Source organism: Actinosynnema sp. NPDC002837, from assembly GCF_040295345.1.
GTDB lineage: Bacteria > Actinomycetota > Actinomycetes > Mycobacteriales > Pseudonocardiaceae > Actinosynnema.
Genome location: NZ_JBEOVG010000046.1, coordinates 24449 through 44548 on the forward strand (window position 1 = coordinate 24449; position 20100 = coordinate 44548).

Below are 20100 nucleotides of genomic sequence, written 5' to 3' on the forward strand. Positions count from 1 at the left end.
ACCCCGAGTACCGTCCTCCAGCTATGAGGAACGTCAAGGTCGCCGTCGCCTTCTCCCTGCTCGCGCTCGCGGGGTGCAGCACCACCACCGACACCGCCCCGCCCGGCGGGTCGTCCACCACGGTCACCACGACGGGTTCGTCGTCTGCCCCGACAACGTTGTCATCCACCGCCGACGCCCAACCGACCGCACCGCCGCCGCAGACCAGCGCCGCGCCGCTGGCCGGCGGGCCGACCGAGGTGTCGGCCACCCAGGTCGACGGCGGCACGCTGCCCGACCACTACAAGCGGCAGGCGTGGACGTCGGCGGACGGCCGCACGGTCCAGGTCGTCGGCGTCGCGGGCGGCTGCCGGACGGCGAGCGCCGAGGTGACCGCCCAGTCCGGCGACCAGGTGTCGATCACCCTCGTCACGACCTACTACCCGCCGCCCGAGGGCGTCCAGTGCACGCAGGAACTGCGCGACGTGCCGCTGAACGTCACCCTCGACGCGCCCCTCGGCTCACGCCGCCTCGTCCTGGAGGCCCGCCAGGACCGGGCTTGACCTTCACGCGGACGTGAAGCTCTACGTTCGGTCCCCATGACGATCTTCACCGGCAAGGCAGTGGTCGTGACGGGCGCGGGCACGGGGATCGGACGTGCCGTCGCACGCGGGTTCGCCGCACAGGGCGCGTCCGTGCTCGCCGTCGGACGGACCGCCGAGACCTTGGCCGAGACCGCCGCCGACCACCCCGGGATCCGCCCGTTCACCGCCGACGTCTCCGCCGCCGAACGGGTGGTCGACGCCGCCGTCGCCGAGTTCGGCCGGCTCGACGTGCTGGTCAACAACGCCGCCGTCCCCCCGGGCGACGCGATGGTCGCCACCAACCTGGTCGCCCCGATCCGCCTGGTCGAGGCGGCCCTGCCGCACCTGGAGGACACGCGCGGCGTCGTGGTCAACGTCAGCACGGCCATCGGTCAGCGCGGCTGGCCGATGCCCGGCGGTGAGCTGTACGCGGCGCTGAAGTCGGCGCTGGACTCCCTGACCAGGAGCTGGGCCGTGCAGTACGCGCCGCGCGGCGTGCGGGTGGTGGCCGTCGCGCCGGGTCCGATCGCGACGCCGATGCAGCACGACGAGGCACGGCGCGCAGCGCTGATCGCCCACGTGCCGCTGGGCCGGGTCGGGCAGCCGGACGAGGTCGCGTTCTGGGTGATCCAACTCGCCCGACCCGAAGCCGCGTACACGACCGGTGTGGTGCTGCCCGTCGACGGCGGCGCGCTGGTCGGGTGACTACCCTGCGACGGGTGCGGATCGGCGAACTGGCACGGGCCACCGGCACCTCCACGCGGGCGCTGCGGTTCTACGAGGAGCAAGGCCTCCTCGACTCCGAACGCGCGTCCAACGGGTACCGCCGCTACGGTCCCGACGCGGTCGCCCGCGTGCGAGCCATCCGCTACCTGCTCGACCACGGCCTCACGCTGGAGGACGTCGCCCACTTCCGGCACTGCCTGCACGGCGACGTGGCGAACGCCGAGCCGGCCCCGGAGCTGGTCGCGGTCGCCGAACGCAGGCTCGCCGTGCTGACCAGCCGGATCGACGCGCTGATCGAGGTGCGCGACCACCTCGCGGACGGCGTGCGGCGGGCGCGGGCGGCCGAGCGGGTGAATACCTGAGAAACTTTCGCGTCACGGCTTCCGGTCGGACGGCGGGGCCGCCAGACTCCGATGACGTGAGACGACCTCTCGGCCTGGTGCTCGCCGTCGTGCTCGCGACGACCGCCACCCCCGCGCTGACCGCCACCGCGCTGACCACCCCCGCGTCCGCCGACACCGCCACGTCCGCCGACACCGCCGGGCAGTTCTCCGTGCTGACGTACAACGTCGCCGGCCTTCCGGAACCGCTCTCCGGGTCCGACCCGGCCGAGAACACGCCGCTCATCGGCGCACGCATCCGGGACTACGGGGTGGTCAACGTCCAAGAGGACTTCAACTACCACGCCGCCCTGTACGCCGCCGACAACCACCCGCACCGCACGCCCACCAGCGGGGGAGTGCCGTTCGGCGACGGCCTGAACACCCTCTCGGCCTACCCGTACAGCGACTTCACGCGGGTGAAGTGGGACAAGTGCAACGGCACGGACTGCCTCACGCCCAAGGGCTTCACCTACGCCCGCCTCCACCTGGCCGAAGGCGTCCACGTCGACCTCTACAACGTCCATGCCAACGCCGGCAGCACGGACGCCGACCTGGCCGCCCGCCGCGCGAACATCACCCAGCTGTCCCAGTACGTAGCCCGGAACTCCGCCGGCAACGCGGTGATCATCATGGGCGACACCAACACCCGCTACACCCGCACCGGCGACAACATCCGCGACCTCGTCCGCGCCAACGGCCTCACCGACGCCTGGGTGGAGCGCGTCCGGGGAGGCGTCGAACCCGCCCTCGGGGCGCCCGCGCTGGTGTGCGACCCGGCGAACGTCACCGACACGTGCGAGGTCGTGGACAAGGTCTTCTACCGCGACAACGCCCACGTCGACCTCACCGCCACCGCCTACCGCAACGACCACGCCTCCTTCCTCGACCCGGACGGCGAACCGCTGTCCGACCACTACCCGCACGCCGTCGGCTTCTCCTGGCGGCTCGCCGACCACCTGCGCCTGAGCGAGGAGTTCGGCGGCCCGCACGGCACGCCGTTCACCGACGTAGAGGCCATCCGCTCCGGCACGACGGTGCGCGAGGTGACGCTGAGCGGCGGCGCACGCCTCGACCGCATCGGCCTCACGCTCGCCGACGGCACCGCGCTCGCGCACGGCGGCACCGGCGGCACGCCGACCACGCTCACCCTCCAGCCCGGCGAGCACCTGACGACGGCCACGCTCACCCGAGGTCAGCGCGACGGCCGCACCCGGGTCTTCTCCGTCCGCATCACCACCACCCTCGGCCGAACCGTCACCGCCGGCACGCCCACCGCCGACCAGGTCACCTTCACCGCGCCCGCGGGCTGGCACATCGCCGGCTTCACGGGCCGTTCCGGGGCCGAGGTCGACCGGCTCGGCGTGGTCTACACCCGCTGACCCCTCACTCGGCGGTCGCGAAGGACGCCACCCCGTCCCACGCCAGCCACAGGTCCGCGTCGACCTGGTCCTCGTCCGCGACGATCGTGCCCGTCTCGCCGACGTAGAGGCCCAGGTCGCACCGGTGCGCCAGCAGCACCCGGGTCATCCACGCGTGCAGGTCCTCCTTCTCGTCGACGAGCTCCCGCGCGACCGTCCGGAAGTACACCCCGGTCCCGGACGTCTCGATCAAGCTCACCTGGTGGAAACGCGACCCCATTCGCACTCACTCCCCGCATGTGGTTGTATACTCTCTGAATTTGGGACGACTATCTCGTACGTACAGGATGTGCACAAGTCCCGATCGGGTGATGATCGAGGAGAGCGATGACCAGCCCACACCGCAGCGCCGCCCGCATCCAGATCGGCACCACGCTGCGCCGCATGCGCGAAGAGGCGGGCGTGCCCCGGGAGAAGGTGGGCGAGGTCCTGCACTGCACGATGACCAAGATCAGCAACATCGAGAACGCGATCAGCGGCGTCAAGCAGGCCGAGCTGGAGAAGCTCCTGGACCTCTACGGAGCCGACGAGGCGACCCGCGAGGACCTGCTCGCGCTCAACTCCGAGGCGCACCGCCGTCGGCCCAAGAGCAAGATCGGCGGCACGATCCAGCCCTGGCTGCGCCGCATCCTGGACGTGGAGGCGATCGCCACCGAGGCCCTCTACTCGTCGTTCGAGCTGATCCCGGCCGTGCTCCAGACCGAGGAGTACGCCCGCACGCTGATGACCGGGATCGGCCTCGATGGCGAGGTCCTGGAGAAGAACCTCCGACTGCGCATGGAACGACGAGCGCTGCTGACCGACCGCGAGCCGCCGCTGCGGTTGTGGGCGGTGATCGCGGAGCCGGCGTTCCGGGCCAACGTCGGCGGCCCGGAGGTCATGCGCGACCAGCTCAAGCACGTGCTCGCCCTGACCGGGCTGGACAACGTCGTGGTGCAGGTGATGCCGCAAGGGGCCGGGGCCCACGCGTTGACCGGTACTACGCTGACCTTGTTCCGGCTGCCCGAGAAGCTGCCGTCGCTGATCAGCGTCGACACACCGTACGGTGCCCAGTTCGTGGACGGGGTCGACCAGCTGGAGAAGACGAGCCGGTGGTTCGACTACACCCGGGCGAAGGCGTTGGGGGTGGAGGAAAGCCGCGAACTCCTGACCCGGATCACGGAGGAGACCACATGACCCTGAAGCCCGGCGAGTGGACGAAGTTCAGCGGCGGCGGCGACAACTGCGTCGAGGTCATGCGCACGGCCGACGAGGTGCTCGTCCGCAACAGCAACCGGCCTGAAGAAGTCCCACAGCGCTTCACCCACAGCGAGTGGGACTTCTTCACGCGCGGCGCCAAGCTCGGCGTCTTCGACCTGTAGAGGGCTACTTCCGGAACGAGATCTGGAGGGTCGGGGCGGAGGTCTCGGCGAAGAAGTCGTTGCCCTTGTCGTCCACCACGACGAACGCCGGGAAGTCCTCCACCTCGATCTTCCAGACCGCTTCCATGCCCAGCTCGGGGTACTCCAGCACCTCGACCTTGCGGATGCAGTCCTGGGCCAGCCGCGCGGCCGGGCCGCCGATCGAGCCCAGGTAGAACCCGCCGTGCGTGGCGCACGCGGACGTCACCTGCTTGGAGCGGTTGCCCTTGGCCAGCATCACCAGCGACCCGCCGGCGGCCTGGAACTGCTCGACGTAGGAGTCCATCCGACCGGCCGTCGTCGGCCCGAACGACCCGGAGGCGTAACCCTCGGGCGTCTTGGCCGGTCCGGCGTAGTACACCGGGTGGTCCTTGAGGTACTGCGGCATCGGCTCGCCCGCGTCCAGCCGCTCCTTGATCTTGGCGTGCGCGATGTCCCGCGCCACCACCAACGGGCCGGTCAACGACACGCGCGTCTTCACCGGCAACGCCGACAGCGTCGCGCGGATCTCCGCCATCGGCCGGGTCAGGTCGATGTTCACGACCTCGTCGGACAGGTTCTCGCCGGTCACGTCGGGCAGGAAGTGCGCCGGGTCGCGTTCCAGCTGCTCCAGGAAGATGCCCTCGGGGGTGATCTTCGCCTTGGCCTGCCGGTCCGCCGAGCACGACACCGCGATGCCGACCGGGCAGGACGCGCCGTGCCGGGGCAGCCGGATCACGCGCACGTCGTGGCAGAAGTACTTGCCGCCGAACTGGGCGCCGATGCCGAAGTTCCGGGTCAGCTCCAGCACCTGCTGCTCCAGGTCGACGTCCCGGAACGCGTGGCCCGCGGCGGAGCCCTCGGTGGGCAGGCCGTCGAGGTAGCGGGCGGACGCGAGCTTGGCGACCTTCAGGTTCTGCTCGGCCGACAGACCGCCGACGACCACGGCGAGGTGGTACGGCGGGCACGCGGCCGTGCCGAGCGAGCGCAGCTTCTCGTCCAGGAACTTGGCCAGCCGCGAGGGGTTCAGCAGCGCCTTCGTCTCCTGGTACAGGAACGTCTTGTTGGCCGAACCGCCGCCCTTGGCCATGAACAGGAACTCGTACTTCGGCTCGACGCCGGGCGCGGTGAACAGGTCGATCTGCGCGGGCAGGTTGGTGCCGGTGTTCTTCTCGTCCCAGAAGGTGACCGGCGCCATCTGCGAGTACCGGAGGTTCAGCTCTTGGTAGGCCTCGAAGATGCCGCGCGACAGGGCCTCTTCGTCGGTCCCGCCGGTGAGCACGGACTCGGTGCGCTTGCCCATCACGATGGCGGTGCCGGTGTCCTGGCACATGGGCAGCACGCCGCCGGCCGAGATGCACGCGTTGCGCAGCAGGTCCATCGCGACGAACCGGTCGTTGCCGCTGGCCTCGGGGTCGTCCACGATCGCGCGCAGCTGGGCCAGGTGCGAGGGCCTCAGCAGGTGCTGGATGTCCCGGATCGCCTCCTTGGCCAGCAGCGTCAACGCCGAGGGCTCGACCTGGAGGAACGTCCGGCCGGCGGCCTCGACGACCGACACCCCGTCCGGCGTCACGAGCCGGTACTCGGTGTGGTTGTCCTTGGCCAGCGGCAGGACGTCGGTGTACTGGAACGTCGGTCCCAACAGGTTCGACGAGGTCACGTCGCGGGCTCCCTTGCGCGCTTCGGGTTCCGCCGAACTTATACCGATCGCGCTCCCGAGTCCGCACGACGTGGTGTGATTCGCGTCGTGGTCGACAGCCTCACCAAGCGCCGGCTCTCCGCCGCCGCCCTCGACGCGTTGGTCCGCCGGGCCCTCGGCGTCCCGCTCGCCGCGCACGTCGAGCTGACCGACGGCATGTTCAACACCGCGTACCGGCTCACCGCGGCCGACGGTCGAGAGACCGTGCTGAAGGTCGCGCCACCGCCGGACGTGCCGCTGCTCACCTACGAGCGGGACCTGATGCGCACGGAGGCGTTGGCGTTCGGGCTGATGGCGGCACGCGGCCTGCCCGTGCCGGAGGTGCTGCTCCACGAAGACGACTTCCTGCTGATGACGGCGCTCAAGGGCGAACCGTGGTCGGCCGCGCGTCCCCGGCTGACCGACGCCGAGCACGGTGCGCTGCGCCGTGAGCTGGGCGCGATCGTCCGCGAGCTGCACACCATCCGGGGTGACGTGTTCGGCTACGCGCAGGGGCCGAACGCGGCGACGTGGCGCGAGGCGTTCACGAAGATGGTGGACGCGGTGCTGGCCGACGCGGACCGGTTCGGCGTGGAGCTGCCCGACGTGCGACCGGCGGTCGAGGCTCGCGCGCACCTGCTGGACGAGGTCACCGAGCCGGTGCTGGTGCACTTCGACCTGTGGGAGGCGAACATCTTCCTCGCCGACGGCCACGTCGAGGGGATCATCGACCCGGAACGGGCGTTGTTCGGCGACCCGTTGGCGGAGATCGCGACGCTGGCGCTGTTCACCGACCTGGACGACGACTTCAAGGCCGGTTACGGCTACGCGGGGTTCAGCGGGGCCGAGGAGACCCGGATCGCGCTCTACCGCGCGTACCTGTGCCTGGTGATGATCGTGGAGGGCGTGCCGCGCGGTTATGCCGGCGAGGAACGCGAGGCGCACGTGCGGTTCTTCCGCGAGAAGCTCGCGGAGTACCTGGAACTGTAGAGAAATGCGGAAGGCCGGGCCGGCCCCCGACCGCCCCGACCTTCCTCAGCGTGCGAGCACCTCCGCGCAATGGGGCGGAGGTGTCGCTTGGCTCGTGTAACGCACGACCGTGCCGTGACTGGCGTCACAAGTCAATCCCGCGCAGCGGTGACCGACCCCTGAATCGTCGCTGTATCGCGTCAGCTCAGCTCGCGTAGGCCCGCAGCTTGGCGGCCCGCTCGCCCTGCCGCAGCTTCGACATGACCTCCCGCTCGATCTGCCGCACCCGCTCCCGCGACAGGCCGAACTGCTTGCCGATCTGGTCCAGCGTGCGCGGCTGGCCGTCCTCCAGGCCGTAGCGCAGCCGGATCACCGCCTGCTCGCGCGGGTCCAACGTGGCCAGCACCCGGCGCAGGTCGTCCTGCAGCAGCCCCGAGATGACCGCGCTCTCCGCGTCCGTGGCGTCGGAGTCCTCGATGAAGTCGCCCAGCGGGGCGTCCTCCTCGGTGCCGACCGGCATGTCCAGGCTCACCGGGTCGCGGGCGTGGTCGAGCAGGTCGACGACCTTCTCCGGCGTCAGGCCCGACTCCTTGGCCAGCTCCTCGTTGGTCGCCTCACGGCCCAGCTGCTGGTGCAGGTCGCGCTTGATCCGGGCGAGCTTGTTGACCTGCTCCACGAGGTGGACGGGCAGCCGGATCGTGCGACCCTGGTCCGCCATTCCCCGCGTGATCGCCTGGCGGATCCACCAGGTCGCGTAGGTCGAGAACTTGAAGCCCTTGGTGTAGTCGAACTTCTCCACCGCGCGGATCAGGCCCAGGTTCCCTTCCTGGATCAGATCGAGCAGCGGCATTCCGCGACCGGTGTATCGCTTCGCAAGCGAAACGACCAACCGGAGATTCGCTTCGAGAAGGTGGTTCTTTGCCACGTGGCCATCGCGGATCAAAGCGCGCAGTTCCCGCCGGCGGTCCTCCGGCAGCTCCGGATGCGTCTCCAGCTTGTGCTGCGCGAAGACGCCCGCCTCGATCCGCTTGGCGAGCTCCACTTCGTCCGCCGCGGTCAGCAGCGCTGTCTTGCCGATCCCGTTCAGGTACACCCGAACCAGGTCTGCGGCGGGTCCCTGGGCGTCGAGGTCCAACTCGGCGCTCGTGGTGGTCGTCTCGTTCCCGACCTGACGGTCGAGGAGCTTCGGGACGGTCATGGAGCTCCCTCCCCCTTGTGTCGCGGGCTGGCAGTGCGGTCGTGTCGCACACTCCGCGCTGCGCTGCGCGGCACACCTTTCGGTGTCTGACACTGGTGGAAACGCGAACCGGGGCGAAATGGTTCCCGCTTCCCACGACCAGAAGACGTCACTGCCGTCACAGCGGTTGCGCCGCGAATCCTGAGGATTGGCTGAGAAGGATCTAGAGTTCCACCAACACGGTGAACGGACCGTCGTTCACACTCCGCACCGACATCATCGCGCCGAACCGTCCCGTTTGTACTCGGGCGCCCTTCCGGCGCAGTTCCGAGACCACCTCCGCGACCAACGGCTCGGCGTGCGCGGGCCGTGCGGCGGCGGTCCACGACGGCCGCCGCCCCTTCCGCGTCTCTCCGTAGAGTGTGAACTGGCTCACCACGAGCAGGGGCGCACCGGTCGTGGCGCAGGACTCCTCGTCCCTCAGGACGCGCAGCTCGTAGAGCTTTCGGGCCATGACGTGCGCCTTGTCGGCGTCGTCGTCCACGTGGACGCCGAGCAGGACCAACAGGCCCGGTTCCTCGATCGCCCCCACGACCTCGTCGTCCACGGTGACCGACGCCTCTGTGACACGCGCCACAACCGCTCTCACGCGGGCACCACCATGCCGTGCCGGACGAGGTCGCGGACGATCGGGAGGGCCGACTCGGCGAGCGCGTCGGCGTCCAGGTCGTGGGCGTAGGCCAGCAGGGTGACCAGGTCCTCCAGCGGCAGCGCGCCCCGGAAGCCCGCGAGCAGCTTCGCCGCGGTCTCGTCCAGCTCGTGCTGCCAGCCGGGGCCGTCCACGCGGTGCAGGCGGCGCACGACCGCCTCCCAGCCCTCGTCGGTGGGGGAGGAGACCTCTTCCAGCAGCACGGTCTCGGGCACGGTGAAGCGGGTGCCCAGCAGCTGGGCGTTGTCGGTGGCGCGCAGCCAGGCGACGCGGTCCAGCCAGGCGGCGGACTCGGGGCCCAGCGGGTCGTCGAAGGCGTGGCGGAGGTCTTCGCACACGACCTCGGCGTGCTCGGTGTCCGTGCGGCGGAGCGTGACGAAGCCGAACCCGATGCCCTCGACCTCGTTCTCGGCGAACCAGTCCAGCCAGGCGGCGGCCTTGGCCCGGCCTTCGGCGCCGCGCGGGTCGACGCCCGCGTCACGCAGCCACGTGCCGACGTAGAGGGCGGGGTCGGCGACGTCGCGCTGCACGAACCAGGCGTCCACGCCGCCGCGCGGCAGCCACGCGGAGACCCGGTCGGCCCAGTCCTCGCCCTTGCGGTGCAGCCAGGAGGCCAGGAGCTGGCCCACGCCGCCCTCGTTGAGGAACGACGGCATCTGGCGCACGACCAGGGCGCTGGCGTCGTCGCCGGCGAGGCCGGAGTCGCGGTAGGTGTAGTCGACCCGGGGCGGGCCGACGACGAACGGCGGGTTGCAGACGACCTGGTCGAACCGCCGGCCGCGCAGGGGGCCGAACCACTCGCCCTGGCGGAGCTCGACGTCGACCTCGTTGAGCCGGAACGTGCCCGCGGCCAGGGCGAGCGCGCGCTCCGACAGGTCCGTGGCGGTGATCCTGCGCGCGTGCCTGCTCGCGTGCAGGGCCTGGACGCCGCAGCCGGTGCCCAGGTCGAGCAGGGTGTCGACCTGGCGGCGCGACGTGGCGCGGGCGAGGCTGATGGACGCGTGGCCGACGCCGAGCACGTGGTCGGCCGGGACGGGCCCGCCGCGCTGGTCGGCGTCCTGGTCGGCGACGACCCACCAGGAGCCCTCGTCGTCGCCGTAGGGGCGGATGTCCAGCCCGGCGCGCAGCCCGTCGCCGTCACCGCGCAGCACCTCGGCCTTGACGGCGGCGTCCAGGTCGACGTCCGGGAGCGCGGCCCGCACGGCGGCCTCGGGCTCGGTGTCGCCGAGCAGGAACAGCCGGACCAGGGTGCCGAGGGCGCCCGCGTCCCGGGTGGCCCGCCGGGCGGCCTCGGGTTCGCCGCGGCCGAGCGCGGCGTGGGCCTGGGGCCCGAGCACGTCGACCACCCCGTCCGCGTCGTAGTCGGCGGCTCGGAACGCCTCACGCAGCCGGGTGGTCAGGTCGGCAGAAAGATCAGGGAGCACGCCGTCATGGTCTCGCGCCCCACCCCCGGCCGCCTGACCAGCCCACCCGAACGCCCACCCCACCCGTTCCGAACGCAGGACACGCCGGACCTGAAGGTCCGACGCGCGGGCGCTGAGTGTCGACACGCGGGTGAGTCGGACGCTCAGGTCCCGCGTGTCGACCACCAGCCGCCCTGAGCGGCGACCGCCCGCACCTCGACCCGGCCGCGACCCGCCTCCCGGATCGCCGCCTCCACCCCGGCCGGCACGACGTCCGGCGCCGCGGCGACGGCCGAGGTCAGCTCGACGCCGAGCGGTTCGAGTTCGGCTTGGACCTGCTGCTCGGCGGGCCGGCGGCGCTCAGGGCGTGATCGCCAGCGTGATGGCCATGGCCAGCCGCTGCTCGGGGTCGTCCAGCGGCAGCGACGTCACCGCCGCCATCCGCTGCATCCGGTAGCGCAGCGTGTTCGGGTGCACCGACAGCACCCGTGCGGCCTCGCGCGAGTCGCCCTGAGCCGCCAACCACGCCCGCAACGTCGCGGCGTACTGCGTGCCGTGCTCGGCGTCGTGCCGCACGAGGTCGGCCACCGGTCCGCGCGACGGCAACCGCCCGGCCTCCGCCACCGCCGCCAACCGCCGCAACAGCACCCGCGCCCACGCCTGGTCGTACACGATGGGCTCGCCCTCGGACAGGGCCAGGCACTCGTCGGCCTCGCCCCGGGACGCGGGCAGCGACGCGGCGTCCGCCCTGCCACCCACCCCGGCCAGCACGACGGCCTCCGCGGGCAGCTCGCGCCCGAGCGCGCGCACCCAGTCCACCGCCACCGCCGGATCGTCCCCGCACGGCAGCACGGTGTAGAGCACGTTGCCGAACAACGCCGACCGCCCAGGCCGTGACCAGCCGAAACCCGCCGTCGCCCGGGAGAACGCCAGCAGGGCCGCCCCGTGCTCGCCCTCACCGGCGTGCGCCTGCACGGCGATCACCCGCAGGTCGGTCGACGGCAACCCCAGCCGGGCCAGGCCCGCGGGCGAGCCGGAGTCCAACGCCTCGATCACCAGGTCCGCCTCGGCCTGGCGCTCCAGGTCCGCCGACGCCCGCGCCCGCAGCAGGTGCAACGCCGCCGTCCGCGCGCCGTCCACCAGCGCCGCCGCGCGCACCGCGTCCACCGGGTCGTCCACCTCGACCCACACCGAACCGAGCAGCTCGCGCCCGGCCCGCACCGCCACCACCAGCCGCCCGCCGAGCTGGTCGGTCAGCTTCGGCACGAACAGCGGCTCGTCGGACCGGGCCAGGTGGGTGAACACGCCGTACGCGTCCAGGGCCTGCCAGGCCTCCTCCGGCACCCGCCTGCCCAGGATCGTCTGCACCCGAACCGGGTCGACGCCCTGCTGGCGGTAGGAGTACGCCAGCACCCGCGACTGCTGGTCCTCGATCGTCACGGGCCCGCCGACCACCGCCGCGATGACGTCCGCCACCGCGAACAGGTCGCCGGACCCCTGCCCGCCGAGCACGAGGGTCTGCGCGACGTTCGCCAACTGCCCCCACGGCACCGACGGGTCCACCAGCAGCACCGCCGCCCCGGACCTCTTCGCGGCGGCCAGCACCCGCTCGTCCAGCGGCGGCGCGCCGTGCAGCACGACCGCCGCCGCCGACGTGCCGCCGACCAACCGGGCCGCCGCGGCGGGGGAGGGCACGCCCAACCCGAGCAGCACGTCGTCCGCCGCGGCCGTGGTGTGCTCCGCCGGATCGTGCAGCGCCACCCCGCGCAACTCCACGTCACGCCCGCGTGGCGCGCAGCTCAGGTGCGTGCCGAGGCTCCCCAGCACGTCCACCAGGCGATCAAGGGCGACCACAACGGGATCCTAAGGTCACCGGCACGCCCGCGCGGCGGTTGCGGCGGGCCGGCGGAACAGCAAGCAAAAACACACCGGGCAGGTATCCGTCCGGCGCACGCGGTGGGACGATGGGGGCATGGTCAGTCCCGAGCGCGACGGCACACCGGTGCTCATCACCGAGGCGGCGCCCTCCTACGAGGAGCAGCACGCCGCGCGCAAGCGCAAGTACGCGATCATGATGGGCGCCCGCATCCCGTGCCTCATCCTGGCGATGGTCTTCTACCAGACCTGGTGGCTGGCCCTGGCCCTGATCGTGCTGTCCGTGCCGCTGCCGTGGATGGCCGTGCTGATCGCGAACGACCGGCCTCCCCGCAAGGCGGAGAAGGCCAGCCGGTTCGTCAAGGAGCACCGCGCCATCGAGGCGCGCCCGCATCACATCATCGAAGGCTGACGCGCCCCCGAGGGCTGCGCGCCGACCGCGGACACCGCCCGTGCCGCCGCGCGCACCCCGCCCAGCAGCGCGTCCACGCGTGACGCACCGGACAGCCACGCCGTGAGCAACCCGGCGTCGAACGCGTCACCGGCGCCCGTCGAGTCCACGCACTCGACGTCCTCGGCCGGCACGGACACCACGCCGTGGGAGTCCACCCAGCTCGCGCCGTCCGCGCCGGAGGTCAACGCCACCGCGCCCACCACGTCCAGCAGCGCCGCGGCCGACGACGGCTCCGCCGACCCGGTGAGCGCGACCAGCTCCTCGGTGTTGGGCAGCAGCAGGTCGACGCCGCGGATGTCGTCCAGGAACCCGTCGTAGATCAACGCCGACGACTGCGGGTCGACCGACGTGGTCAACCCCGCCTCACGGGCCGCGCGCAGCACCGCCAGCCCCGCGGGCCGCGACGACGCGTCCAGCAGCACGTACCCGGAAAGGTGCAGGTGGGAGGCGTCCCGCAGCAACCCCTCGTCCAGGTCGCCGGGCGAGAAGCGGGCGTTCGCGCCCCGGTCGGGCAGCATGCTGCGCTGACCGGTCTCGTCCACCAGCACCACCACGCAGCAGGTCGCCGCCTCCAGGTCCACGGCGAACGCGCACCGCACCCCCGCCGACGTCAGCTCGGCGTGCACCTGACGGCCGGCCGAGTCCGCGCCGACCCGCGCCACCAGCACCGGCGACGCGCCGCACGCGGCCAGCCACACCGCCGTGTTGGCGCCCGCGCCACCGGGCTCGATGGTCACGGCCGCCCGCGAGTCGCCGCCGTGCACGATCGGGCCCGCGTGCCGGGCCACCACGTCCAGCCCGGCGTCGCCGACGACGACGATCCCGTTCACGCCGCCACCTCGCCGAGGCTCGTCGGGACCACGAGCCCGCTCACGCCGCCAACTCCACGGCCACCGCCGCGGCCAGGGTGGCGTTCGACACGACCAGCGCCTCGTTGGCGTCCAGGCTCACCCCGCCGCTCGCGGTGTGGAAGTGCTCCAGCAGCACGGGCGTGACCTCCTTGCCGTGCACGTTGCGCTCGCGCAGCAGCTCCAAGCCCTCGGACAGCAGCCGTTCGTGCAGGTCGGCGTCCATCTCGAACTCGACCGGGATGGGGTTGGCCAGCAGCACGCCCGCCGTGCCGGGCGCCCCGCGGTGCGCCGCGACCACGGCCGCGGCGTCGGACGCCGAATCGACCCGCCACGGCACGCCGAACTCCGACTCCCGCCGGTAGAACGCGGGGAAGCGGTCCGTGCCGAAGCCGATCACCGGCACCGAACGGGTCTCCAGCAGCTCCAGCGTCGCGCCCATGTCCAGGATCGACTTCACGCCCGAGCACACCACCAGCACCGGCGTCGTGGCCAGCACGTCCAGGTCGGCGGACACGTCCCACGTCTCGCGCGCGCCCCGGTGCACACCGCCCAGGCCGCCGGTGGCGAACACCCCGATGCCGGCGGCGTGCGCCAGCGCGGCCGTGCTCGCGACCGTCGTCGCGCCGTCGCGCTTCAGCGCGTACGCCGCGCCCAGGTCCCGCCGCGACAGCTTGACCAGGTCGTTGGCCGGGTCGCAGACGTAGTCGAGCTCGGCGGGGGTCAACCCGATCTTGGGCACGCCGCCGAGCACGGCGATCGTGGCGGGCACCGCGCCCGCGGCGCGCACCACGCCTTCGAGTCGTTCGGCGACCTCGCGGTTGCGGCCGGGCGGTAGCCCGTGGGACAGGATCGTGCTCTCCAACGCGACCACCGGCCGGTTCTCGGCCAGGGCGGATCGGACCTCTTCGGTGACGCTCGGCTTGCTCACGAGGGGCCATCATCCCAGGTACGCTGTTCGCGTGAGCACGCAGACTCTGCCCGAGGTGGAGACCCGGCCGGAAGGCACGGACCACACCGGGGACGACACCCCGAAGATGTTCCACTACGTGCGCAAGGCCAAGATCGCGGAAAGCGCGGTGATGGGCACGCACGTGGTGGCGTTGTGCGGCGAGGTGTTCCCGGTGACGAAGTCGCCCAAGCCGGGCTCCCCCGTCTGCCCCGAGTGCAAGAAGATCTACGACGGCCTGCCCAAGGGCGGCGGCGAGTAGGACCCGCTAGGACGGCCCCGGCGTCGAGCCGCCGGGGCCCGACCCGTGCCCGCTCACCGGCGTCTCGCGCGCCGCTCGGCGCTCCACCGGCAACGGCACGGTGTGGTTCGCGTCCGCGGGCGACGGCGCGGTGTGCCTGACCTCCGCCGGAGGCGGCGGACCCGGCCGCGCCCGCTTGTCCTCGTCCGAGCGGATCCGCTCGGCGACCCGCTCCAGCTCCAGCCGCTGCCACCGCCGCCGCTGGCGCCGGGTCATCCTCGCCGGCCACATCTCCTGCAACGCGCTGTTGAAGTACGCGCCCAGCGTGATCGCCAGCCCGATCAGGTAGGCGAACAGCAGGAACGCGATCGGCGTCGCCAACGCCCCGTAGGTGTACCCGGTCGTCGTGATCCACCGGATGTAGAGCCGCAGCCCGATGGACGACAGCAGGAACACCGCCATCGCCAGCACGGCGCCCGGCACGAGCCGGTGCCACGGCAGCTTGTTCGGCAGCGACAGCTTGTACAGCGTCGCCAGCGCCAGCACCAGCAGCACCGCCATGCCCGGGTAGTAGAACGCGCTCAGCCACGACTCGATCGTCGGCTGCCAGGAGTCCGGGAACACCTGCGGCAGCAGGTCCGGCCCCAGCGCCACCACCGGCAGGCCGATGATCAGCAGCACCAGGCTCGCCATGTACAGCAGCAGCGCGAAGATCCGCTGCCACACCTCGTTGCGCACGCCGTACTGGTCGTGCGCGGCGGTGATCGCGTCCACGAACGACGACATCGCCGACGAGCCGGCCCACAGCGAGATCAGGAACCCGACCGAGACGATCTCGCCCTTGCCGGTGGTGAGGATCTGGTCGACGGTGGGCACGATCACCCCGTTGACCACGTCCGGGCTGAAGATCGTCCGGCAGGTGGAGATGATCCGGTCCTTGACCGCGCTGACGACCTCGGGCCCGAACCAGTCGCCGAGGTAGCCCAGGCTGCCCAGCAGCCCGAGCAGCAGCGGCGGGAACGACAGGACCTGCCAGAACGCCGCCTCGGCCGCCTCGGAGAAGATGCTGCCGTCCCAGGCCTTGGACAGCGTGCGCGCCAACAGACGCAGGGGCCCCTTGCGACCCGCGCTGCGTGCTGTCTCGTCCCTCGGCGAACCCATCGCAACATCAAGCATGGTGCATGCCGGGTGATTTCGCGGCATCGGCGACCGTGCGTCGCGGGCGGAGCGGGTAGGCTGTCGATGCCCTCGACGGTCACCCGCACCGAGGGCATTTGCGTGTCCACCACCGCAACACCGCCGCACGGTCCCGCGGCACCGCCGCTGATCAGCGCAGAAAGGGTTCGAGGTTGTCGCAACCGCAAGTCGCCACGACCCGTCCCCTTCGTGCCTGGCAGCGCCGCGCGCTGACCAAGTACCTCGCCGCCCGGCCCAAGGACTTCCTGGCCGTCGCCACGCCCGGCGCGGGCAAGACGACGTTCGGCCTGCGCGTCGCCGCCGAGCTGCTGGCCGACCGCACGGTCGAGGCCGTCACGATCGTCACGCCCACCGAGCACCTCAAGCACCAGTGGGCGCAGGCGGCGGCCGAGGCGGGCATCGCGATCGACTCGAACTTCCGCAACACCAACGCGATGACCTCCCGCGACTACCACGGCGTCGCGCTGACCTACGCCCAGGTCGCCGCCCACCCGATGCTGCACCGGGTGCGCACGGAGAACCGCAAGACGCTCGTGCTGCTCGACGAGATCCACCACGGCGGCGACGCCAAGTCGTGGGGCGACGCGATCCGCGAGGCGTTCACGCCAGCGGTGCGGCGGATGTGCCTGACCGGAACGCCGTTCCGCTCGGACGACTCGCCGATCCCGTTCGTCAACTACGAGCCGGGCCCCGACGGCGTGCAGCGCAGCCGCGCGGACCACTCCTACGGCTACTCCGACGCGCTGCGCGACGGCGTCGTCCGGCCGGTGATCTTCCTCGCCTACTCGGGCGAGGCCCAGTGGCGCACCAGCGCGGGGGAGGAGTTCTCCGCCCGGCTCGGCGAACCGCTGACGCAGGAGCAGACGGCGCGGGCGTGGCGGGTGGCGCTCGACCCGACGGGCGAGTGGATGCCGTCGGTGCTCAAGGCCGCCGACATGCGCCTGACCCAGCTGCGCCAGGGCGGCATGCCGGACGCGGGCGGCCTGGTGATCGCCACCGACCAGACCGTGGCCAAGGCCTACGCCGAGATCCTCAAGCGCACCACCGGCCACGACGCCACCCTCGTGCTGTCCGACGACCCGAAGGCGTCCGGCCGGATCGCCGAGTTCGCCGCCTCGCAGGACCGCTGGCTGATCGCGGTCCGCATGGTGTCCGAAGGCGTGGACGTGCCGCGGCTGGCCGTCGGCGTGTACGCGACCAGCGCCTCGACGCCCCTGTTCTTCGCCCAGGCCGTCGGCCGGTTCGTGCGGCAGCGGGCCAGGGGCGAGACGGCCAGCGTGTTCCTGCCCAGCGTGCCGGTCCTGCTCGGGCTGGCCAGCGAGCTCGAGCAGCAGCGCGACCACGTGCTCGGCAAGCCGCACCGGGAGAAGGACGGCTGGGACGACGAGCTGCTGGCCCAGGCCAACCAGGCCAAGGACGAGCCGGGCGAGGAGGAGAAGGCGTTCACCGCGCTGGGCGCCTCCGCCGAGCTCGACCAGGTGATCTACGACGGCTCGTCGTTCGGCACGGCCGCGTTCGCGGGCAGCGACGAGGAGCAGGAGTACCTGGGGCTGCCGGGCCTGCTGGAGCCCGACCAGGTGCGCGCCCTGCTGCGGCAGCGCCAGGAGAAGCAGCTGGTCGAGGCCAGCAAGCGCCAGGTCGCCGCGCCGGCGCCGCCACCGGCCGCGACCCGCCCGGCGAGCGTGCAGGAACGGCTGGCGCAGCTGCGCAAGGAGCTCAACACCCTCGTGGCCATGCACCACCACCGCACGAAGAAGCCGCACGGCAAGATCCACAACCAGCTGCGCGAGTACTGCGGGGGCCCGCCGACGGCGATGGCCAGCATCGAACAGCTCGAGGAGCGGATCGCCACGCTGCGCTCGTGGTGACCTTTGTTGTGACCTGCCGTAACCGGTTACTGCATTAGACGTAGTCAGATGTCCGTTCGGTTACCTCGTCGTTAGCGCATCGTGCCTACTTTACCGGTCAAGTGTGCTTCCGGTCACCGCCTGTCCCGGCATACGTTGTGCGCCACAACATTTACGCTCCTGCGTGAAAGGGATGGCGGATGCGCAGCAAGAGCCTCGCTCTCATCGCCCTTGGCACCGGCCTCGCCGTTGCCATGACGGCATGTGGCGCCAACACGTCCGGCGGGAACACCCCCGCGTCGGACACCAACACGAACAGCGGCTCGGGCGGCGCGAAGGTCGGCGTCATCCTCCCCGAGACCGCCAGCTCCGCGCGCTGGGAGGGCTTCGACAAGCCGCTCCTGAAGAAGGCGCTGGAGGCCGAGGGCCTCCAGGCGGACATCCAGAACGCCCAGGGCGACGTGCAGAAGTTCTCCACGCTCGCCGACGGCATGATCAACGCCGGCGTCAAGGTGCTGATCATCGCCACGCCGAACAGCGAGATCGGCGCGACGGTCGCGAAGAAGGCCGAGGCGCAGGGCATCCCGGTCATCGACTACGACCGGCTGAACCTGGGCGGCAGCTCGAAGTACTACGTCTCGTTCGACAACGAGAAGGTCGGCGAGCTGCAGGGCCAGGGCCTCGTCGAGGGCCTCGCCGCGCTGGCGCCGGGCAAGAAGCCGGCCGAGATCATCGAGATCGAGGGCGCGCCGACGGACAACAACGCGACGCTGTTCTACAACGGCCAGCAGAAGGTCCTCAAGCCCAAGTACGAGGCCGGCGACCTGAAGCTCGTCCAGTCGAAGCCGATCGACAAGTGGGACAACCAGGTCGGTGGCACCACCTTCGAGCAGATCCTGACCGGCAACGGCCAGAAGGTGGACGGCGTCGTCGCCGCGAACGACGGCCTCGCGGGCGCGATCATCACCGTGCTGAAGAAGTACGGCCTGAACGGCAAGGTCCCGGTCACCGGCCAGGACGCCACCCCGGAGGGCCTGCAGGCCATCCTGCGCGGCGACCAGTTCATGACCGTGTTCAAGCCGATCAACGAGGAGGCCGAGGCCACCGCCAAGCTGGCCGCCGCGCTGGCCAAGAACGACACCGCCGCCGCGGACAAGATCGCCACCGCGTCCGTCAACGACCCCACGGGCAAGCGTGAGGTCAAGTCCGTGCTGCTCACGCCGCAGCTGATCACCAAGGACAAGGTCAAGGTCGTCATCGACGCCGGCTTCGTCAAGGCGTCGGAGGTCTGCGTCGCCGACCTGGCCGCCGTCTGCACCGAGCTCGGCATCAAGTAAGTCAAGGCTCGCGCCGGGGCGGGGTGTGCCAGACGCACCCCGTTCCGGCGCGCCCACCCACGTGTGGGGCTGCACCCGAGAACGGGTTGGACCCCTTCAGACGGGTTAGACGGAGGAATTCCAGTGAGCGAGCCGATCCTCGAGCTGCGCGGCATCAACAAGAGCTTCGGTCCCGTGCACGTCCTGCACGACATCGACTTCGACGTGCACCCGGGCCAGGTGACCGCCCTCGTCGGCGACAACGGCGCGGGCAAGTCGACGTTGGTCAAGTGCATCGCGGGCATCCACCCGACCGACTCCGGTCAGGTCCTGTTCGACGGCGAGGAAGTGCACATCCACGGCCCGCGTGACGCCGCGCACCTGGGCATCGAGGTCGTCTACCAGGACCTCGCGCTGTGCGACAACCTCGACATCGTGCAGAACATGTTCCTCGGCCGGGAACGCGGCAAGCTGGGCATGCTCGACGAGGCCGACATGGAGCAGGCCGCCCGCAAGACGCTGACCTCGCTGTCGGTGCGCACGGTCAAGTCGGTGCGCACGCAGGTCGCGTCGCTGTCCGGCGGCCAGCGGCAGACCGTGGCCATCGCCAAGGCCGTGCTGTGGAACAGCAAGGTCGTGCTGCTGGACGAGCCGACCGCGGCGCTGGGCGTCGCGCAGACCCGCCAGGTCCTCGACCTGGTGCGCCGGCTGGCCGAGCAGGGCCTGGGTGTCGTGCTGATCAGCCACAACATGAACGACGTGTTCGAGGTCGCGGACCGCATCGCGTGCCTGTACCTGGGCCGGATGGCGGCCGAGGTCAACACCAAGGACGTCACCCACGGCCAGGTGGTCGAGCTGATCACCGCCGGCCGCTCCGGGGACCTGGGCATCGCCCGCCCCGAAACCGCGATCATCTGATGCCTGCCTCGGATCGACACCGGCACAGCAAAGCTCCCCACGACGAGGAA

The 20100-nt window shown here is 71.5% G+C and carries 21 protein-coding genes; 12 read left to right on the forward strand and 9 right to left on the reverse strand.

Annotation, left to right across the window (positions count from 1 at the left end; genetic code table 11):
- The first annotated feature begins 23 nt into the window (after window positions 1–23).
- Genes ABTZ99_RS27050 through ABTZ99_RS27065 form a run of 4 tightly spaced genes read left to right on the forward strand, consistent with a single transcriptional unit; the run spans window position 24 to window position 3051 of the window.
- Entirely contained in the window at window positions 24–542 is a 519-nt protein-coding gene (locus tag ABTZ99_RS27050) for a hypothetical protein (protein ID WP_498773994.1), read from the forward strand.
- Window positions 543–578: 36 nt separating this feature from the next.
- On the forward strand, window positions 579–1268 hold the full coding sequence (locus tag ABTZ99_RS27055) for an SDR family NAD(P)-dependent oxidoreductase (RefSeq protein ID WP_499615062.1): 690 nt from the start codon (window positions 579–581) through the stop codon (window positions 1266–1268).
- A gap of 14 nt (window positions 1269–1282) precedes the next feature.
- Window positions 1283–1651 carry a MerR family transcriptional regulator gene (locus ABTZ99_RS27060; RefSeq protein WP_498773998.1) on the forward strand — a complete coding sequence of 123 codons (369 nt, stop codon included), beginning with the start codon at window positions 1283–1285 and terminating at the stop codon, window positions 1649–1651.
- Between the two features lie 56 nt (window positions 1652–1707).
- Complete coding sequence (locus ABTZ99_RS27065; protein WP_499615065.1) at window positions 1708–3051, forward strand: jacalin-like lectin; 1344 nt, start codon at window positions 1708–1710, stop codon at window positions 3049–3051.
- Between the two features lie 4 nt (window positions 3052–3055).
- Here ABTZ99_RS27065 and ABTZ99_RS27070 read toward each other — a convergent pair whose 3' ends face one another.
- On the reverse strand, window positions 3056–3289 hold the full coding sequence (locus tag ABTZ99_RS27070) for a hypothetical protein (protein ID WP_498774002.1): 234 nt from the start codon (window positions 3287–3289) through the stop codon (window positions 3056–3058).
- A 128-nt stretch (window positions 3290–3417) separates the two neighbouring features.
- Between ABTZ99_RS27070 and ABTZ99_RS27075 the strand changes: the two genes are divergently transcribed.
- A complete protein-coding gene (locus ABTZ99_RS27075; RefSeq protein ID WP_499615068.1) occupies window positions 3418–4266 on the forward strand; it encodes a helix-turn-helix domain-containing protein in 849 nt (282 codons plus the stop codon).
- Window positions 4263–4451 carry a DUF397 domain-containing protein gene (locus ABTZ99_RS27080; RefSeq protein WP_499615071.1) on the forward strand — a complete coding sequence of 63 codons (189 nt, stop codon included), beginning with the start codon at window positions 4263–4265 and terminating at the stop codon, window positions 4449–4451. Before ABTZ99_RS27075 ends, ABTZ99_RS27080 begins: the two co-directional genes overlap by 4 nt.
- A gap of 4 nt (window positions 4452–4455) precedes the next feature.
- Here the strand turns inward: ABTZ99_RS27080 and ABTZ99_RS27085 are convergent, their stop codons facing one another.
- Window positions 4456–6114: a fumarate hydratase gene (locus ABTZ99_RS27085; protein WP_498774094.1), complete on the reverse strand. Its 1659-nt coding sequence runs from the start codon at window positions 6112–6114 to the stop codon at window positions 4456–4458.
- A gap of 102 nt (window positions 6115–6216) precedes the next feature.
- Here ABTZ99_RS27085 and ABTZ99_RS27090 point away from each other — a divergent pair, with 102 nt between their 5' ends.
- Complete coding sequence (locus ABTZ99_RS27090) at window positions 6217–7137, forward strand: phosphotransferase family protein (RefSeq protein WP_498774008.1); 921 nt, start codon at window positions 6217–6219, stop codon at window positions 7135–7137.
- Between the two features lie 184 nt (window positions 7138–7321).
- Here ABTZ99_RS27090 and ABTZ99_RS27095 read toward each other — a convergent pair whose 3' ends face one another.
- The 4 genes from ABTZ99_RS27095 to ABTZ99_RS27110 form a co-directional block, all read right to left on the reverse strand.
- Window positions 7322–8314, reverse strand: a complete 993-nt coding sequence (locus ABTZ99_RS27095) for a sigma-70 family RNA polymerase sigma factor (protein ID WP_498774010.1) — start codon at window positions 8312–8314, stop codon at window positions 7322–7324.
- Window positions 8315–8516: 202 nt separating this feature from the next.
- Window positions 8517–8942 (reverse strand): D-aminoacyl-tRNA deacylase, encoded by a 426-nt coding sequence (gene dtd / locus ABTZ99_RS27100; protein WP_498774012.1) that lies wholly within the window; start codon window positions 8940–8942, stop codon window positions 8517–8519.
- Window positions 8939–10426: a DUF7782 domain-containing protein gene (locus tag ABTZ99_RS27105; protein WP_499615074.1), complete on the reverse strand. Its 1488-nt coding sequence runs from the start codon at window positions 10424–10426 to the stop codon at window positions 8939–8941. Before ABTZ99_RS27105 ends, dtd begins: the two co-directional genes overlap by 4 nt.
- 339 nt (window positions 10427–10765) lie before the next feature.
- Window positions 10766–12259, reverse strand: a complete 1494-nt coding sequence (locus tag ABTZ99_RS27110; RefSeq protein ID WP_498774016.1) for a PucR family transcriptional regulator — start codon at window positions 12257–12259, stop codon at window positions 10766–10768.
- Between the two features lie 118 nt (window positions 12260–12377).
- Between ABTZ99_RS27110 and ABTZ99_RS27115 the strand changes: the two genes are divergently transcribed.
- The gene (locus ABTZ99_RS27115; protein WP_230566574.1) at window positions 12378–12692 is read left to right on the forward strand and encodes a DUF3099 domain-containing protein; all 315 of its coding nucleotides are present in this window, start codon (window positions 12378–12380) and stop codon (window positions 12690–12692) included.
- Here ABTZ99_RS27115 and ABTZ99_RS27120 read toward each other — a convergent pair.
- Complete coding sequence (locus tag ABTZ99_RS27120) at window positions 12674–13564, reverse strand: carbohydrate kinase family protein (RefSeq protein ID WP_498774018.1); 891 nt, start codon at window positions 13562–13564, stop codon at window positions 12674–12676. The two genes, ABTZ99_RS27115 and ABTZ99_RS27120, sit on opposite strands and share 19 nt — an antisense overlap.
- Window positions 13565–13604: 40 nt before the next feature.
- Window positions 13605–14513: a pseudouridine-5'-phosphate glycosidase gene (locus ABTZ99_RS27125; RefSeq protein ID WP_498774020.1), complete on the reverse strand. Its 909-nt coding sequence runs from the start codon at window positions 14511–14513 to the stop codon at window positions 13605–13607.
- A 31-nt stretch (window positions 14514–14544) separates the two neighbouring features.
- Between ABTZ99_RS27125 and ABTZ99_RS27130 the strand changes: the two genes are divergently transcribed.
- Complete coding sequence (locus ABTZ99_RS27130; protein ID WP_141978007.1) at window positions 14545–14793, forward strand: DUF3039 domain-containing protein; 249 nt, start codon at window positions 14545–14547, stop codon at window positions 14791–14793.
- Window positions 14794–14799: 6 nt separating this feature from the next.
- Here ABTZ99_RS27130 and ABTZ99_RS27135 read toward each other — a convergent pair whose 3' ends face one another.
- Window positions 14800–15948 carry a YihY/virulence factor BrkB family protein gene (locus ABTZ99_RS27135; protein WP_498774022.1) on the reverse strand — a complete coding sequence of 383 codons (1149 nt, stop codon included), beginning with the start codon at window positions 15946–15948 and terminating at the stop codon, window positions 14800–14802.
- Window positions 15949–16121: 173 nt separating this feature from the next.
- On the opposite strand from ABTZ99_RS27135, the gene ABTZ99_RS27140 reads away from it, so the two are divergent.
- The 3 genes from ABTZ99_RS27140 to ABTZ99_RS27150 all read left to right on the forward strand — a co-directional run bounded on the left by ABTZ99_RS27140 (window position 16122) and on the right by ABTZ99_RS27150 (window position 20050).
- The gene (locus ABTZ99_RS27140; RefSeq protein WP_498774024.1) at window positions 16122–17837 is read left to right on the forward strand and encodes a DEAD/DEAH box helicase; all 1716 of its coding nucleotides are present in this window, start codon (window positions 16122–16124) and stop codon (window positions 17835–17837) included.
- Between the two features lie 179 nt (window positions 17838–18016).
- A complete protein-coding gene (locus ABTZ99_RS27145) occupies window positions 18017–19153 on the forward strand; it encodes a sugar ABC transporter substrate-binding protein (protein ID WP_498774026.1) in 1137 nt (378 codons plus the stop codon).
- A gap of 123 nt (window positions 19154–19276) precedes the next feature.
- On the forward strand, window positions 19277–20050 hold the full coding sequence (locus ABTZ99_RS27150) for an ATP-binding cassette domain-containing protein (RefSeq protein WP_499615081.1): 774 nt from the start codon (window positions 19277–19279) through the stop codon (window positions 20048–20050).
- Window positions 20051–20100: the final 50 nt, after the last annotated feature.

What these genes read in the sequence shown, in the direction of transcription:
- ABTZ99_RS27050 (WP_498773994.1), top strand. Translation starts at nt 24, where the DNA reads ATGAGGAACGTCAAGGTCGCCGTCGCCTTCTCCCTGCTCGCGCTCGCG.
- ABTZ99_RS27055 (WP_499615062.1), top strand. Translation starts at nt 579, where the DNA reads ATGACGATCTTCACCGGCAAGGCAGTGGTCGTGACGGGCGCGGGCACG.
- ABTZ99_RS27075 (WP_499615068.1), top strand. Translation starts at nt 3,418, where the DNA reads ATGACCAGCCCACACCGCAGCGCCGCCCGCATCCAGATCGGCACCACG.
- ABTZ99_RS27080 (WP_499615071.1), top strand. Translation starts at nt 4,263, where the DNA reads ATGACCCTGAAGCCCGGCGAGTGGACGAAGTTCAGCGGCGGCGGCGAC.
- ABTZ99_RS27095 (WP_498774010.1), bottom strand. Translation starts at nt 8,314, where the DNA reads ATGACCGTCCCGAAGCTCCTCGACCGTCAGGTCGGGAACGAGACGACC.
- ABTZ99_RS27115 (WP_230566574.1), top strand. Translation starts at nt 12,378, where the DNA reads ATGGTCAGTCCCGAGCGCGACGGCACACCGGTGCTCATCACCGAGGCG.
- ABTZ99_RS27135 (WP_498774022.1), bottom strand. Translation starts at nt 15,948, where the DNA reads ATGCTTGATGTTGCGATGGGTTCGCCGAGGGACGAGACAGCACGCAGC.
- ABTZ99_RS27145 (WP_498774026.1), top strand. Translation starts at nt 18,017, where the DNA reads ATGCGCAGCAAGAGCCTCGCTCTCATCGCCCTTGGCACCGGCCTCGCC.